Origin of the sequence: Paraburkholderia sp. Ac-20340, from assembly GCF_017104965.1 — a bacterium.
GTDB lineage: Bacteria > Pseudomonadota > Gammaproteobacteria > Burkholderiales > Burkholderiaceae > Paraburkholderia.
The window spans coordinates 286,110-299,677 of the sequence record NZ_JAAGPR010000002.1; the positions used below are offsets into that span (position 1 = coordinate 286,110).

15 protein-coding genes are annotated in these 13,568 nt (G+C 64.1%); 7 read left to right on the forward strand and 8 right to left on the reverse strand.

The features are described 5' to 3' along the window. Positions 1-42: 42 nt before the first annotated feature. The 3 genes from G3N59_RS04225 to G3N59_RS04235 all read right to left on the reverse strand — a co-directional run bounded on the left by G3N59_RS04225 (position 43) and on the right by G3N59_RS04235 (position 3,268). Positions 43-1,260 carry a polysaccharide biosynthesis/export family protein gene (locus tag G3N59_RS04225; RefSeq protein WP_241023177.1) on the reverse strand — a complete coding sequence of 406 codons (1,218 nt, stop codon included), beginning with the start codon at positions 1,258-1,260 and terminating at the stop codon, positions 43-45. Between the two features lie 160 nt (positions 1,261-1,420). Beyond that, positions 1,421-2,482, reverse strand: a complete 1,062-nt coding sequence (locus tag G3N59_RS04230; RefSeq protein ID WP_346777850.1) for a sugar transferase — start codon at positions 2,480-2,482, stop codon at positions 1,421-1,423. A 603-nt stretch (positions 2,483-3,085) separates the two neighbouring features. Continuing rightward, positions 3,086-3,268, reverse strand: a complete 183-nt coding sequence (locus G3N59_RS04235; RefSeq protein WP_205981299.1) for a hypothetical protein — start codon at positions 3,266-3,268, stop codon at positions 3,086-3,088. Between G3N59_RS04235 and G3N59_RS04240 the strand changes: the two genes are divergently transcribed. Then, the gene (locus tag G3N59_RS04240) at positions 3,249-4,454 is read left to right on the forward strand and encodes a calcium-binding protein (protein WP_205981300.1); all 1,206 of its coding nucleotides are present in this window, start codon (positions 3,249-3,251) and stop codon (positions 4,452-4,454) included. The genes G3N59_RS04235 and G3N59_RS04240 overlap by 20 nt on opposite strands. A gap of 52 nt (positions 4,455-4,506) precedes the next feature. On the opposite strand, the gene G3N59_RS04245 is transcribed toward G3N59_RS04240, so the two are convergent. Continuing rightward, the gene (locus G3N59_RS04245) at positions 4,507-5,535 is read right to left on the reverse strand and encodes a glycosyltransferase (protein WP_205981301.1); all 1,029 of its coding nucleotides are present in this window, start codon (positions 5,533-5,535) and stop codon (positions 4,507-4,509) included. Between the two features lie 253 nt (positions 5,536-5,788). Here G3N59_RS04245 and G3N59_RS04250 point away from each other — a divergent pair, with 253 nt between their 5' ends. From G3N59_RS04250 to G3N59_RS04260, 3 genes are all read left to right on the forward strand, one after another. Next, positions 5,789-6,904: a glycosyltransferase gene (locus tag G3N59_RS04250; RefSeq protein WP_205981302.1), complete on the forward strand. Its 1,116-nt coding sequence runs from the start codon at positions 5,789-5,791 to the stop codon at positions 6,902-6,904. A 146-nt stretch (positions 6,905-7,050) separates the two neighbouring features. Continuing rightward, complete coding sequence (locus tag G3N59_RS04255; RefSeq protein WP_027816744.1) at positions 7,051-7,185, forward strand: entericidin A/B family lipoprotein; 135 nt, start codon at positions 7,051-7,053, stop codon at positions 7,183-7,185. Between the two features lie 241 nt (positions 7,186-7,426). Then, positions 7,427-7,879, forward strand: a complete 453-nt coding sequence (locus tag G3N59_RS04260; RefSeq protein ID WP_205981303.1) for a host attachment protein — start codon at positions 7,427-7,429, stop codon at positions 7,877-7,879. A 7-nt stretch (positions 7,880-7,886) separates the two neighbouring features. Here G3N59_RS04260 and G3N59_RS04265 read toward each other — a convergent pair whose 3' ends face one another. The 3 genes from G3N59_RS04265 to G3N59_RS04275 all read right to left on the reverse strand — a co-directional run bounded on the left by G3N59_RS04265 (position 7,887) and on the right by G3N59_RS04275 (position 10,082). Next, positions 7,887-8,063, reverse strand: a complete 177-nt coding sequence (locus G3N59_RS04265) for a DUF1427 family protein (RefSeq protein ID WP_205981304.1) — start codon at positions 8,061-8,063, stop codon at positions 7,887-7,889. 26 nt (positions 8,064-8,089) lie between these two features. After that, entirely contained in the window at positions 8,090-9,058 is a 969-nt protein-coding gene (locus G3N59_RS04270) for a zinc-binding alcohol dehydrogenase family protein (RefSeq protein ID WP_205981305.1), read from the reverse strand. 133 nt (positions 9,059-9,191) lie between these two features. Then, positions 9,192-10,082: an MBL fold metallo-hydrolase gene (locus tag G3N59_RS04275; protein ID WP_205981306.1), complete on the reverse strand. Its 891-nt coding sequence runs from the start codon at positions 10,080-10,082 to the stop codon at positions 9,192-9,194. A gap of 137 nt (positions 10,083-10,219) precedes the next feature. On the opposite strand from G3N59_RS04275, the gene G3N59_RS04280 reads away from it, so the two are divergent. The 3 genes from G3N59_RS04280 to G3N59_RS04290 are packed head-to-tail and all read left to right on the forward strand — an operon-like array spanning position 10,220 to position 13,139. Continuing rightward, positions 10,220-10,573, forward strand: a complete 354-nt coding sequence (locus G3N59_RS04280) for a metalloregulator ArsR/SmtB family transcription factor (protein WP_205981307.1) — start codon at positions 10,220-10,222, stop codon at positions 10,571-10,573. Positions 10,574-10,632: 59 nt separating this feature from the next. Further along, positions 10,633-12,258 (forward strand): bifunctional protein tyrosine phosphatase family protein/NAD(P)/FAD-dependent oxidoreductase, encoded by a 1,626-nt coding sequence (locus G3N59_RS04285; protein ID WP_205981308.1) that lies wholly within the window; start codon positions 10,633-10,635, stop codon positions 12,256-12,258. Positions 12,259-12,293: 35 nt separating this feature from the next. Then, positions 12,294-13,139: a sulfite exporter TauE/SafE family protein gene (locus tag G3N59_RS04290; protein WP_205981309.1), complete on the forward strand. Its 846-nt coding sequence runs from the start codon at positions 12,294-12,296 to the stop codon at positions 13,137-13,139. Between the two features lie 4 nt (positions 13,140-13,143). On the opposite strand, the gene G3N59_RS04295 is transcribed toward G3N59_RS04290, so the two are convergent. Beyond that, the gene (locus tag G3N59_RS04295) at positions 13,144-13,539 is read right to left on the reverse strand and encodes a DUF5594 family protein (protein ID WP_205981310.1); all 396 of its coding nucleotides are present in this window, start codon (positions 13,537-13,539) and stop codon (positions 13,144-13,146) included. Positions 13,540-13,568: the final 29 nt, after the last annotated feature.

Consider the following 13,568-nt stretch of genomic DNA (forward strand, 5'->3'; position numbering starts at 1 on the left):
TAGCGAACGCGCCGGCTGGCGCGATACGCATTCATGCGGCCATCAGTAGCCCACCGCGCGCGTTGCCGCCGCAGCCTGGGTCGTTGGCAAAATCAGGCTGATGACACGGCTCCACTTCACGAGGGAAGACGTATCGACGAACACGACATCGTTGGGCTTGAGTTCGAATGAATCGGCGGTCGCCATCGAAGCCGCGCTGCTGGCGTCGAGATGGAACACGACCGGCTGGGTGGTATCGCGGCCACGCACGACGTAGACCTGCGAGGCGTCGCCCGACGACTGGTTGATGCCGCCCGCATTGCCCAGCGCCTCGTTGAGCGACATGCGGCCGTTGTTGAAGGTCACGCCGCCGGGACGCTCGACTTCGCCGACCACGAAAACCTTGCTGTCGGTTTGCGCGAAGATGCGCACGAGGTCGCCGTCACCGAGGATGATGCGGTCGGGATTGAAACCCTTGCGTATCATCGCGGGCATATCGACATCGACGGTGGTGTCGCCACGCGTCACGGCCACGTGCGAGCGATCGGCATTGCTCGTGAATCCGCCTGCGCGATTGATCGCCTCGGGCAGCGTCATGGGCCGGTCGTTGAGCACCTGCACGCCTGGCGTCTTGACCTCGCCGTCGAGATAGACGCGCTTGCTGCGATAGGTCTGGATACGCACCGTGATCTGCGGCTGCCGCACGTATTTCGCGAGCTTCTGCGCGAGCACTTCGCGCAAGCTCATCTCCGACTGGCCAGCCGCTTTCACCGGACCAATGTAGGCATACTGAATAAATCCGTTGGTATCGACCGTGTAGCCCGGCGCGACCGAACTCGCGCCCGTCGGGCCGTCGCCGCTGGCGCCACCGGTCGGCAGATTCAGCTCGGGGTGATCCCAGACAACAATGCTCAGAATGTCGCCCGGGCCAATTTCATAGGGCGCCGCCTTCGCAAAGAGCTTTTCCACGTCATGGGGAATGCCCTTGGGGCGCGCCGCAGCCTCTTTATCCACGAGTTCGCGCGTGATTTCCACGAGCTTGCCGGATGGCGCGCCCGCAAAGCCCTTCGCGACCACGCTGTCCGGCACGCCGGTGCCCGCAGTCGCGTTCGTCTGCGCTCCGCCGTTCTTCGGCGAATCGTATGACATGCCCGGCGCGAGCGCACAGCCGCTCAGCGCGGCTAGCGCCAGCCAGCCCGCAAGCACGGCGCCGCAGCGCAGGGCACGCGCCATACCGGCGCCTTTCGCAAGACGTCCGGGCGCAAGCTCGATCGAATTCATCGCGTTCAGTTCCATCACAACCCCCAATCACGTTCCTCGCGTTCCGGGTCATACCGTGTGGCCCGGATACGCGAAATGCCTGGCGAACTTCCTGCACGCTTCCCCACCGCTAACCTGCACCGCTCGCTGCTCGCTGCTCGCGAGTCCGCGAGTCCACGAGTCAATAGGCGCCTTTACCGCGAACCACCACGACAACCGTCTTGAGAAGAATCCCGATGTCCTTGCGGAAGGTCCAGTTCTCCACATAGGAAACGTCGAGCGCAACCCGTGTCGCGTAATCGATATCGTTGCGACCGCTCACTTGCCACAAGCCCGTAATACCCGGCGTCGCCATCAGGTAGTACTTGCTCGCGTCGCCGTAGCGCGCCAGTTCCTGATCGATGATCGGGCGCGGGCCGACAAAACTCATCTCGCCACGCAGGACATTCCAGACCTGCGGCAACTCGTCGAGGCTCGAGCGGCGCAGAAAGCGGCCAATCGTCGTCACGCGCACATCGTTCTTCAGCTTGAATTCGCGCTCCCATTCGGCGCGCGCCTGCGGGTCGCTCGCGAGCAGCTCCTTCAGCACCTGTTCCGAATTCACCACCATCGAACGGAACTTGAAACAACGGAACTTCCTGCCGTGACGGCCTACGCGCGTATGTCCAAAGAAGGCCGGTCCGCCATCGCGCTTGACCATCACCGTCAACACCGCAAACAGCGGCAAAAGCAGAATGAGCGCCGCGATGGCCGCCACGATGTCGAACACGCGCTTGAGCAGGCGTCCGGCCACTGCGGGGCGGACTGCGCCACGCGGTTCGAGCGCGATCGTCTCGCGATGCCACCACGCGTGCGTCATCCGCAATACGCTGAATTCCGAGAGAAACAGCGTGTGCGAAGCCATCAGCGAAATGCCCGTGGTCAGCGTCCAGTAGATGAACCACGGCAACTGCAGCAGATGATCGCGATGAATCGCGTAAAGCAGCACGAGACCGCAAAGCTGTACCGCGAGCCACGCCAGCGCAGTGCGGCCCGCGACGCTGAAAATCGAACGGCTGCCACGCGAACCATAGGTTCCGCACGCAGGAAATACCGACAATGCGAGTGCTGCGCAAAACGCCACCAGCGTCGGGTCGGGGTGATGCGCCGCTCCGAATAACGCGAAATTCAGGTTCAGGTGTACGGCGCAAATAGCACCCAGCACGATCAGCACGACATCGACCGCGCGCTGCGTCAACGGGATGCGCGGTGCCGCCTGAAACCCTTGTGTTAGATCTGACATGTCCCTGCCCCAAGTGCGTGTCGTGTTCGTCAGACTTTTGTGGTCCGACGAGATCGTCTGCCGGGAGCGACCGCACGATCCGTTTCTCAGGCGGACCTCTCGTTCAGACGGCCCTCCCTGACAGGCCACGACATCACATTAAGGTGCGAACGATCGCCAAACCGTGCGCAATCCCACCAATGGTCTGCATTCGTCACTGCGTTTTGCGTCGCTGCATCGGCACGCCTCGAAACACAGGGTTTTCCTTCTCCTGGGCTTCTTCTGTGTGTGCGCTCGCGCACATAGACCGGATCGCCCATCGCTAGAGAAACATCGCTCCGATATTTAATTAGGTATCCGTATGATCAATTGAAATTGATCATAATGATTGACAGACTGATCCTTGCGCGTGCTATCGATCTGTTCGCCTTCGCACACACATCCGCGCGGGTTTGAGATCACAATGCGCTGCAATTGCCGCATTTGCGGCGGCAGAACCGTCGAGATTCGGGCATCAGGCGCAGCAGGCCGACCGGCTATCTCGGCACGCAAGGAACGCGCAATGCATCCCCTCCGGTCTTCTCTTCAGGCCAGCCAGCACGGTTCGCAACGCCCGCGGCAGATCAAGCGGCCCAAGTCATTGAACTGGCCAAGCAGGCGCAGCGCCGCAAGCCTGTTTGTATTGCTTTGCGCTTTCGTCTGCGCATCGGCGGTGAATGCAGGAAGCGCTGGAAGCGCCGTTCGCGCGATGCCGGTCGACACGTTCATCCAGACGCTGGCCGTCGACACGCACGTCAATTACACCGACGGCGCCTACGCGAACGTGCACAACGTCGCCGACGATATGGCGTGGCTGGGCATTCATCACGTGCGCGATTTCACGCCGGTCGCTGCGGTGCCGTTTTCGAGTTATGTCTATCTCGCGCAGCGCGGCATCAAATTCAATTTCCTCACCGGCGCGAATTTCGAGGAGTCGATCGCGAACGCCGTGAAACTCAATAGCGCGGTGCCTGGCAGCATCGCGGCCATCGAAGGTTTCAATGAAATCGATAATTTCCCCGTGACCTATAAAGGCCTCACGGGTGCGGCCGCGGGGCTCGCCGCGCAGCGCGAACTCTATGCGCGCGTGCGCGCCACGCCGCAACTCGCGGGCGTGCCGGTCTACGATGTGACGGGCTACAACCCGAAGTCAGTCGAAACGCGCACGGATTCCGCCGATTTCGCCAACGCCCACTTCTATCCGCAAAACGGCGAGCAGCCGAGTTGGAACGCAAACGGCGACCACTGGATGGCGGCGGCTCTTCATGTCGGCGAGAAATTTCAGATGCCGCTCGTGATCACCGAGTTCGGCTATTTTTCGATGCCGCAATCGGGCTGGTACATGCTCGGCGTCGATGAACCGACGCAGGCCAAAGGCATTTTGAACGGCTATATGGATGCAGCGGCGGCGGGCGTCAAACGGCTTTACATCTACGAATTGCTCGACCAGAAGCCAGACCCGCAAAACAAGAACGCCGAAATGCACTACGGCCTGTTTCGCAACGACAACAGCCCGAAGCCGTCCGCCCAGGCGATCCGCAATCTCACGACGATTCTGAATGCCAGCAAGACGCAGCGCGCCAAAGCCGTGGCCGGCGACACGCTCGCCTATACGCTGCGGGATATGCCGGTATCGGCGAATAGTCTGCTGCTGCAGAAAAAGGATGGCCGCTTTGTGCTGGCGCTCTGGAACGAAACGCTGATCTGGGACCGCGCGACGGGCAAGCCGCTTACCGCTGCGCCGGCCCGCGTCGAACTCGAATTCGGTGCGCAGGCGCAGCGCGTCGACGTGTACGATCCGCTCGTCGCGGCATCGCCTGTCGCGAGTCATACGGGCGAGCACTCGCTCACCGTCGACGTCCCCGATCACGTGATACTGCTCGAAATCGCACCGGCCGATCAATCCGGCACCTAAGCGCCGATGACAGGGCGGTACGGCTAGCGCTTCACGCGCTCGCTTCTCACGCTCACTTCACACGATTGCGGAGCGCAAAAAACGGCCGATACACACACGGGCACGCGGCATAGAGAAACATGCGCAGTTTGAAGCCCAGCTTGACGCCCTTCGTGCGCATCAACAAACCGAGCTTCGCCCCCAACCCCGCCACCGCGAACACATCGCGCGCATAGTGTTCGCGCGCGAGTTTCGGCACCAGCAACGCGCGCATTTCATCGGCGACACCGGCGATTTCCGCATCGCGCTGGAATTGCGCCGATTCGGCCAGCCCAAACGCCGTCGTGAGCTTCACGCGCGCGACGAACTGCTCGACGCTGCGATAGCGTTTCTTGCCCGACAAACCGCCGCGCCGGTAGCGCACCAGCGGCTCGCGCAAGCTGTACGCGCCGCCCGTCATCACCGCACGGAACGTCATGATCTGGTCTTCGGCCATCGCGCCCGGCAGCATCGGCCCGAAACGCTCGAACAGGCGCCGCGACCACGCGTGCGAAGCGCCCACGACCCACGGACGCTCGCGCAGCCAGTCGTCGAAGTTGCGGTACTGGCCGAGATCGGTCGGCGCGATACGGCCCGCATCGGGCGATGCGCTGTCGATCTCCACCAGATCGGAAGCGATCAGATCCACCCGCCGCTCAAGCCCGTTCCAGCATTCGACCAGACGCGCGCAGCGATCGGGCGTGGAAATATCGTCGCCGGCCGTGACCACCAGCAACTCGCCCTTGCTCATCGCCGCCAGTTGCGAAAGATGCCCGGTGATGCCGGCATTGCGTTCGTTGCGGTTCAGGACGAGGCGGTGCGGGCCGCGATAGTCGCGCGTGGCGGCTTCGACGGCGGACCAGGTGTCGTCGCTCGAGCAGTCGTCGGAGATCAGGATTTCGAGCGGCGAATAGGTCTGCGCCAGCGCGCCCGCAATGGCATCGGCGACCACGCCGGCCTGGTTGTAGGTGATCAGCAGCATCGAAACAAGCGGCCGTGCAGCATCGTGCCCGGCGTGTCCTTCGCGTGCGACCTGGTCGCTGTGTTCGTTATCCTGAATCATGGACTCTGCGGTGCGCGCCCCATGCTCTGTGCAGCACATGGAACGCGAAGGTTAATGCATGATGAAGCGCCGCGCAGGCAGGCATCGCGGATGCTCGCGACGGCGCGGGCGGCCATACTATCATGCGGGCTTCGGGTGCCCCTTACCTCGTCCTGTCTAAACATTACGGGATTGCCGGCAGCAACGTCCCAGACGTGCCTCGCCGCCTTTGTATAATCCCGCATTCCCCTTTTGCGCCCTGCGTTTACCTTTCATGCTTAGTTTCGCACTTGGCTTCATCGTCTCACTGCTGGTCACACTGCTGATCGTGCGTTACGCGCATCTGCATGAAAGGTTTTCCGTCGATTCGGACCTCGCGGGCGTACAGAAATTCCACGCGCGTCCGGTGCCGCGTATCGGCGGTACGGGCATTCTCGCCGGGCTGATCGTCGCGGCGGCGCAGTTGCACGGCGCGTACCCGGCGGTGTCGGGCGGCATTCTGGGCATCGTGGCGTGCGGGCTGCCGGCGTTCGCCTCGGGTCTCGTCGAAGATCTGACCAAGAAGGTCTCGCCGCTCGCGCGTCTGGTCTGCACGATGGCCGCCGCCGCGCTCGCGTATTTCCTGCTGGGCATCGCGGTCACACGCATCAGCGTGCCGCCGCTCGATTTCCTGCTGTCCTACGCGGCAATTTCCTGCGTGATTACCGTGCTCGCGGTCGCGGCGCTCGCCAACGCGGTCAATATCATCGACGGCTTCAACGGCCTCGCGTCGATGGTCGCGTTCATGATGTTCGCCTCGCTCGCCTACGTGGCCTTCCAGGTGCACGATCCGGTCGTGCTCTCGGCGTCGTTCATCATGATGGGCGCGGTGCTGGGCTTCTTCATGTGGAATTTCCCGGCCGGCCTGATTTTCCTCGGCGACGGCGGCGCGTATTTTATCGGCTTCATGCTGGCCGAACTGTCGATCCTGCTGGTGATGCGCAATCGCGATGTCTCGGCGTGGTATCCGGTGCTGCTGTTCATGTACCCGATCTTCGAGACCTGTTTTTCGATCTACCGGAAGAAGTTCGTGCGCGGCATGTCGCCGGGCATCCCCGATGGCGTGCATCTGCACATGCTCGTCTACAAGCGCCTGATGCGCTGGGCCGTCGGCGCACGCACCGCGCGCGAACTCACGCGCCGCAATTCGCTGACATCGCCGTATCTCTGGCTGCTGTGCCTCGTGGCCGTGATTCCGGCCACGCTGTTCTGGCGCCACACGCTGCATCTGTTCTGCTTCGTGGTGGTGTTTGCGCTCACTTACGTGTGGCTCTACGTGAGCATCGTGCGCTTTCGCTCGCCCAAATGGATGGTGGTGCGCAAGCAGCGCCGCAACGAGGCAAAGCCCTGAGCATGTGACCCCGGTTCGCGCGTACAATCGATTCGATGCGCGCACCGCAGTCGTCAGGGAGTGGCTTGCAGTAGGGTTGCGCCGCATCGCTTCTTTTATCGCGGGTTGCTGGGATTTCCATCAAAAGGAGAGCCGACATGAGCCACATGAAGCGTTATCTTGCGTTTGCCCTTGCCCTCTTCGCCGTCACGCTCGCTGCGTGCAACACCATTGCCGGTGCGGGCGAAGACATCTCCAAGGGCGGCAACGCCATCACCAATTCGGCGGACAAGGCGAAGTAAGTTCTTCAACACGCCTTGCCTGACGCAAACAGGGCCGCTCGCGCGACACGCGTGAGCGGCCCTGCTGCATTTCCGCCCCTTATTTACGCGATCCCTCCGGGCACGAACATCGCGCACGCTGACACCTTGTACCGGCGCGAAAGCGCTACCCTTGATGTTCGCGCCGCGCCGCGCGAATCCATTCATCGCAACGGCTACACGTTCGTCGACGTCTGGCCGATGCTCCGGCAGGGAGGCAAGCATGTCCAAATCGATCTGGGTTGTCGTTGCCAATCGCGTGACCGCGCGCATTTTCGTGACCGATAGTCCGCTGGGCGCCATCGAGGAAGTCGAAACGCTGCTCCATCCCGAAAGCCGCGTGCAGCAGCAGAGTCTGGTGAGCGACCGCTCCGGCCGCACCGAGCGCGCCACCGCCGGGCGCCAGGCGAGCGACCCCGACACCGCCCATCACGAGCACGAAACCACGGTGTTCGCCGCACAGGTTGCGGGCACGCTTTCCAAGGCGCGCAACGACGGCCGCTATGGCACGCTCGTGCTGGCCGCGCCGCCCGCCTTTCTGGGCGCGCTGCGCAAGGCGCTCGACGCGCAGACCAAAAGCCTCGTCACGCTGGAACTCGACAAGGATCTGGCGCTGCTCGACGCCCGCACGCTGCGCACGCATTTTCCCGAACGCCTCGTGCGCGCGCAGATCTGAGCGTATTTCAGCCCGCCAGATGCGTGATGCAGCTGCGCACGAAGCCGATGGCATGCTCCCCGGCGAGCATGCCCAGCAAGCCGATCAGCGCGATGGTGGGCGGCGCGGGCGACTTCACGTCGAGCACGCTGTACAGCAGGCCCGCGAGCGCACCCACGGCGAACGAAACCAGATAAGCCTTCATGGCCGACTCCTCGGTGTGCGCCGCAATCAGGCGATGTCGATCACGACGCGCCCGCGCGTGCCCGCCGCCACGGCCGCATAGGCGTCCTGCGCGCGTTCGAGCGGGAAACGTTCGGCCACCACGGGTGCGGCGAACTGCCCGGCGTCGAAGGCATCGGCCAGCGCGCGCATGATCGGCGCGGCATCCGTCACGCCGAGCTTCGCGCTATCCGCGCCCAGCAACTGCGTTTCGTTGTGATAGAAGTCGATCAGATCGAACTCCACGCGGCGCTTGCCCGTGGCGCTGATCTCGACCACGCGCCCGCGCCGCTTGACCAGCGAGAGCGCCAGTTCGAACGCCACGCCGCCAACCGCGTCGTAGACCACATCGGCGCCTGCACCGCCGGTGAGTTCGCGCACGGTCGCGGCGGTATCGCCATCCATCGGCACGAAGGCGTCGATCAGGCGCGCAGCCGGCGAATCCGCGTCCGGCGCTTCGCGGCCAATGCCGATCACGCGCGCGCCGCGCGCCTTCGCGATCTGCGTGACCGCCCCGCCCACGCCGCCCGACACGCCGATCACCGCGATCGTCTCGCCCGCGCTCAATTGCGCGTAATCGACCGTGCCCAGCCAGCCCACCACGAAATTCACGCCGATCGACGCAGCCTGCGCATGCGTGAGCGCCTTCGGCTTGCGCGCGAGCGCCGCGACCGGAATCTGGATGAATTCGGCGTGCGTGCCGTCGCGCGTGAAGCCGATATCGCCGCCCGTGCCCCAGACTTCGGCGCCGATCCATTCCTGCGGCCCCGCCACCACCACGCCGCTGAAATCGCGGCCCGGCACGCGCGGCAGAACGGTGTGATCGAAGTGACCCGAGACGTTTTTCACGTCGCTCGGGTTCACGGAGGCGGCCTTCACCTGCACGAGCGCCTGGCCTTCGGCGGGCGCGGGCGTGGGGAGATCGACGAGCGCGAGGACATCAGGCTTGCCGAAGGTCTTGAACTGGATGGCTTTCATGTTGGGCTCCGCAGAATCGGTAATTGGCTTGTGATTCAGTACGGAACCAGTCTAGATTGCCGCCAGACAGTCGAGTGGACAGATGCTTTCGAATTTCGGACAAAGCGGCGAGTGCCGCTTTCGATGATCCAGGTCAGAGCGCGTCGAGCGGAATCTTGAGATAACGCACGCCGTTGTCTTCCGGTTCGGGCAAGCGGCCTGCGCGGATATTCACCTGGATCGACGGCAGGATGAGGTTCGGCATGGCGAGCGTGCGGTCGCGCGCGCTGCGCATCTGCACGAAGTCGTCTTCGCTCACGCGATCGTTCAGATGGATGTTGTCGCTGCGCTGCGCGCTGACGGTGGTTTCGAAGCGCGGCCCGCGCGATGCAGGCGGATAGTCGTGACACATGAAAAGCCGCGTGTCGCCGGGCAGATCGAGCAGCTTGCGCACCGAGCGGTAGAGCGTGTGCGCGTCGCCGCCCGGGAAATCGCAGCGCGCCGATCCCACATCCGGCATGAACATCGTATCGCCGACAAACACCGCGTCGCCGATGCGGTAAGCGAGATCGGCGGGCGTGTGGCCGGGCACGTGCATCGCGTGCGCTTCGAGCGGGCCAACGTGGAAGGTTTCATCGTCGGTGAAGAGATGATCGAACTCGCTGCCATCGCCGGCCAGCGTGTCATTGACGTTGAAGACCTTGCCGAACACGCCCTGCACGCTGCGAATGTGCTCGCCGATGGCGATCTTGCCGCCCAGTTGCTGCTTGAGAAACGGTGCGGCCGAAAGATGATCGGCGTGCGCGTGGGTTTCCAGCAGCCACTCGACCGTGAGGCCGTATTCGCGCACGAAAGCAATCACGCGCTGCGCCGAATCCGTGGACGTGCGGCCCGACTTCGGATCGTAGTCGAGCACCGGATCGACGATGGCGCACGCCGAACCGCGCCCCGAGTGCACGACGTAAGTCACCGTGGCGGTGACCGGATCGAAGAAAGGATCGACGTGTGTCTGGGTTTCAGTCGCGGCGGCAACAAGTTCGGACATCGGGTAACTCCATACGGCTCATGTTCTATTGAAACACATATTATGAATCGATATAATGTTTGTCAACCAACTGTCGGCTTCCCCTTGATCTGATCTAGCGTGATCTACCCCATCGCTTCATGGATCGAACTCCGCCTATGAACTCTCCCATCACGCCCGAGGCGCTTTCCGCGCTGCGCGAATCCGCCGAAAAGTGCTGCGCGCTGCTCAAGGCGCTCGCGCACGAAGACCGTCTCCTGCTGCTGTGCCAGCTCACCGAAGGCGAGCGCAATGTCGGCGAGCTTGAAGCGCTCGTCGGCGTGCATCAGCCCAGTCTGTCGCAGCACCTGGGCGTGCTGCGCGAGGAAGGCCTCGTCGAGACGCGCCGCGAAGGCAAGTACATCTACTACCGCCTCGCGAGCACCGAAGTCATCCAGGTGATGCAGACGCTCTCCAGCCTCTATTGCGGCCGCCTGAAGGCGCAACCTTCGCGTCCCGCGCGCCCCGAATAAGCGCCAGGATAAACGCCCGCGCCGCCCCCTACTCAGTCCTACCAGGAGCCTTCGAGCCCATGCAAATCGTGCAACACGACGCGCGCTTCGCGAGCGCCGACCAGATCACGCCCGCCGATCTCGCGGCCATCGCCGCTGCCGGCTACCGGTCGATCATCTGCAACCGGCCCGATGGCGAAGGCGGTCCGTCGCAGCCCGCGTCGAGCGATATCCGCGAAGCCGCGCAGCAACTCGGCCTGAGCTTCGCGTTTCTGCCCGTCACGCCCGGCAAGATCGGTCCCGACGATGTCGCGCAATTCGCGCAACTGCTCGCCGATCTGCCCGCGCCCGTGCTGGCTTACTGCCGCACCGGCAATCGCGCGACCAATCTGTGGCAATTCGCGCAGGCCAGCGCCGTTGCCGCACCGCTCACCTCGCCGCAGGCTTCGGCCTCCGCGGCGAACAGCGCGCGGGCGAGCGAGCCGTGGGATGTGGTCGTGATCGGCGGCGGGCTCGCGGGTATCAGCGTGACGTCCAGCCTGCTCAAGCGTCAGCGCAATCTGCGCATCGCCATCGTCGAGCCCAACGATCACCACGACTATCAGCCCGCATGGACGCTGGTAGGCGGCGGCGCTTTCGACGTGAAGAAAACGCGCCGCACGATGGCCAGCGTGATGCCGCAAGGCGCGACGTGGATTCGCGCAGGCGCGCAGCGCGTCGAAGCCGCGCAGAACCGCGTGCAGCTCACCAACGGCGAAACCATCGCGTACAAACAGTTGATCGTCACGCCTGGTCTGCGCCTCGCGTGGGAGCGCATCGAAGGGCTCAAGGAAACGCTCGGCCAGAACGGCGTGACCTCGAATTACCGCTACGATCTCGCGCCTTACACGTGGGAACTCGTGCAGCAGATGCAAAGCGGCACGGCGCTGTTCACGCAACCGGCCATGCCGATCAAGTGCGCGGGCGCGCCGCAAAAAGCCATGTATCTCGCCTGCGATCACTGGATGAAGCGCGGCGTGCTCTCGAAGCTGAAGGTCGAATTCGATCTGGCCGGCGCGGTGTTGTTCGGTGTGCCGACTTTCGTGCCACCGCTCATGGAATACGTGAAGCGCTATAACGCGCAGCTCGAATTCAGCTCGAACCTCGTGGCCATCGACGGCCCGGCGCGCAAGGCCACCTTCGAAGTGAAGGACGCCGATGGCAACGTCACGCGCGTCGACAAGCGCTTTGACATGATTCACGTGGTGCCGCCGCAAGTGGCACCCGACTTCATCCGCGAAAGCGATCTCGCCGATGCCGCCGGCTGGTGCGAAGTCGATCACGCGACGCTGCAGCATCCGCGCTGGCCCAATGTGTTTTCGCTCGGCGACGTGTGTTCCGCGCCCAATGCCAAGACCGGCGCGGCGGCGCGCAAGCAGGCCGTGATCGTCGCGGAGAATCTGCTCGCCGCGCGCGCGAACACGGCAATGCACTATCGCTACGACGGCTATGGTTCGTGTCCGCTCACGGTCGAGAAAGGCAAGGTCGTGCTGGCCGAATTCGGCTACGGCGGCAAGCTGCTGCCGACCTTCCCGCTCGACCCGACGCGTCCGCGCCGCCTGATGTGGTTCCTCAAGGCCAGCGTGCTGCCGCGCTTCTACTGGAGCGGCATGCTCAAGGGCCGCGAGTGGTTCACGGGCGCGAAGCCCGGCGACGCACAAGGCTGAACGCAAGGCTAAACACCTGAAGGAGACGCCGCATCATGGACACCGCCCTCTTCGTTAGCGCCGCGCTTGGCTCGGTCGTTGGGCTGATTCTCGCGTTGACGGGCGCGGGCGGGGCCATCGTCGCGGTGCCTTTGCTGGTGTTTGGGCTTGGTTTAGGCGTGGCGCAGGCCGCGCCGATCGGGCTTTTCGCGGTCACGCTGGCGGCGGGCATCGGCGCGCTGCTCGCGCTGCGCGAAGGCCGCGTGCGCTACAAGGCTGCCGCGCTGATGGCGTCGGCGGGCGCAGTGATCTCGCCGGCCGGTCTCTGGGTCGCGCATCGCGTGCCGGATGCGCCGCTGATGCTGCTGTTCGCCCTCGTGCTCGCGCGAGTAGCGTGGCGCATGTTCCGCCAGCCGTCCGCGCAAGCCGGGCACGACCTTCACGGCGGCGCCGAACCCTGTCCCTCCGATCTGCCCTGCCGCCTCAATCTCGAACGCGGCAAGCTCGACTGGACCGCGCCCTGCGCGCGGGCGCTCGCGCTATCGGGGGCGATGGCGGGTTTTTTGTCGGGACTGCTCGGCGTGGGCGGCGGCTTTGTGATCGTGCCCGCGCTCAAGCGCGCATCCGATATTCCGATGCAGGGCATCGTCGCGACTTCGCTGGCCGTGATCGCGCTGGTATCGACGGCGGGCGTCGTGGCTTCGGCGGCCAGCGGGCATATGTTGTGGCTCAACGCGCTGCCGTTCGCGGCGGGCGCACTCGCGGGCATGCTGGTGGGGCGCGGCTTCGCCAGTCATGTGAGCGGCGTGCGCCTGCAACAATCGTTTGCAGTGTTCGCGGGCTGCGTGGCGGTGGGCATGGCGGTGAAGGCCGTTCACGCGCTCATGGCCACGGGCGTTTGAAAGTCTAAAAGTCCGAAGGTCCGCCCTCGAAATCCAGCCCGCCGATCAGGATCTCCGGCTCGCCCTGCGTGCGCGTGGCGAAATTGACCGGACGCGCCGTTTCCCACGACGCCATCTTGCGCACCGTCGCTTCCAGATAATGCGTGAAGCGCGCCTCGCCGCCGGGCTCCATGAGACGCTCGATTTCGTCGATATCCCAGGTCAGCGACAGATTCAGCGCATACGCATAGGGATGGCGCGCTTCGGCGGGCTCGCCGCGCAGACGCACGCGCGTCGGCCGGCCGTGGCCCGCGCTGGGCACGACATCGACCTGAACCGTGGGGCCGAACTGGCTCGCGAGCTTCGCGGCGATGCGCGGCGCGAACGTCTCCTCGAAGCGATGCAGCGCTTCATTGCTCATGCGCGGGTGTCTCCGTTTTTTACGTCTTG

Coding starts and splice junctions, on each gene's coding strand:
- G3N59_RS04225 (WP_241023177.1), bottom strand. CDS start 1,260: ATGAATTCGATCGAGCTTGCGCCCGGACGTCTTGCGAAAGGCGCCGGT.
- G3N59_RS04240 (WP_205981300.1), top strand. CDS start 3,249: ATGCCGGTCGACACGTTCATCCAGACGCTGGCCGTCGACACGCACGTC.
- G3N59_RS04235 (WP_205981299.1), bottom strand. CDS start 3,268: ATGAACGTGTCGACCGGCATCGCGCGAACGGCGCTTCCAGCGCTTCCT.
- G3N59_RS04245 (WP_205981301.1), bottom strand. CDS start 5,535: ATGATTCAGGATAACGAACACAGCGACCAGGTCGCACGCGAAGGACAC.
- G3N59_RS04250 (WP_205981302.1), top strand. CDS start 5,789: ATGCTTAGTTTCGCACTTGGCTTCATCGTCTCACTGCTGGTCACACTG.
- G3N59_RS04255 (WP_027816744.1), top strand. CDS start 7,051: ATGAAGCGTTATCTTGCGTTTGCCCTTGCCCTCTTCGCCGTCACGCTC.
- G3N59_RS04260 (WP_205981303.1), top strand. CDS start 7,427: ATGTCCAAATCGATCTGGGTTGTCGTTGCCAATCGCGTGACCGCGCGC.
- G3N59_RS04265 (WP_205981304.1), bottom strand. CDS start 8,063: ATGAAGGCTTATCTGGTTTCGTTCGCCGTGGGTGCGCTCGCGGGCCTG.
- G3N59_RS04270 (WP_205981305.1), bottom strand. CDS start 9,058: ATGAAAGCCATCCAGTTCAAGACCTTCGGCAAGCCTGATGTCCTCGCG.
- G3N59_RS04275 (WP_205981306.1), bottom strand. CDS start 10,082: ATGTCCGAACTTGTTGCCGCCGCGACTGAAACCCAGACACACGTCGAT.
- G3N59_RS04280 (WP_205981307.1), top strand. CDS start 10,220: ATGAACTCTCCCATCACGCCCGAGGCGCTTTCCGCGCTGCGCGAATCC.
- G3N59_RS04285 (WP_205981308.1), top strand. CDS start 10,633: ATGCAAATCGTGCAACACGACGCGCGCTTCGCGAGCGCCGACCAGATC.
- G3N59_RS04290 (WP_205981309.1), top strand. CDS start 12,294: ATGGACACCGCCCTCTTCGTTAGCGCCGCGCTTGGCTCGGTCGTTGGG.
- G3N59_RS04295 (WP_205981310.1), bottom strand. CDS start 13,539: ATGAGCAATGAAGCGCTGCATCGCTTCGAGGAGACGTTCGCGCCGCGC.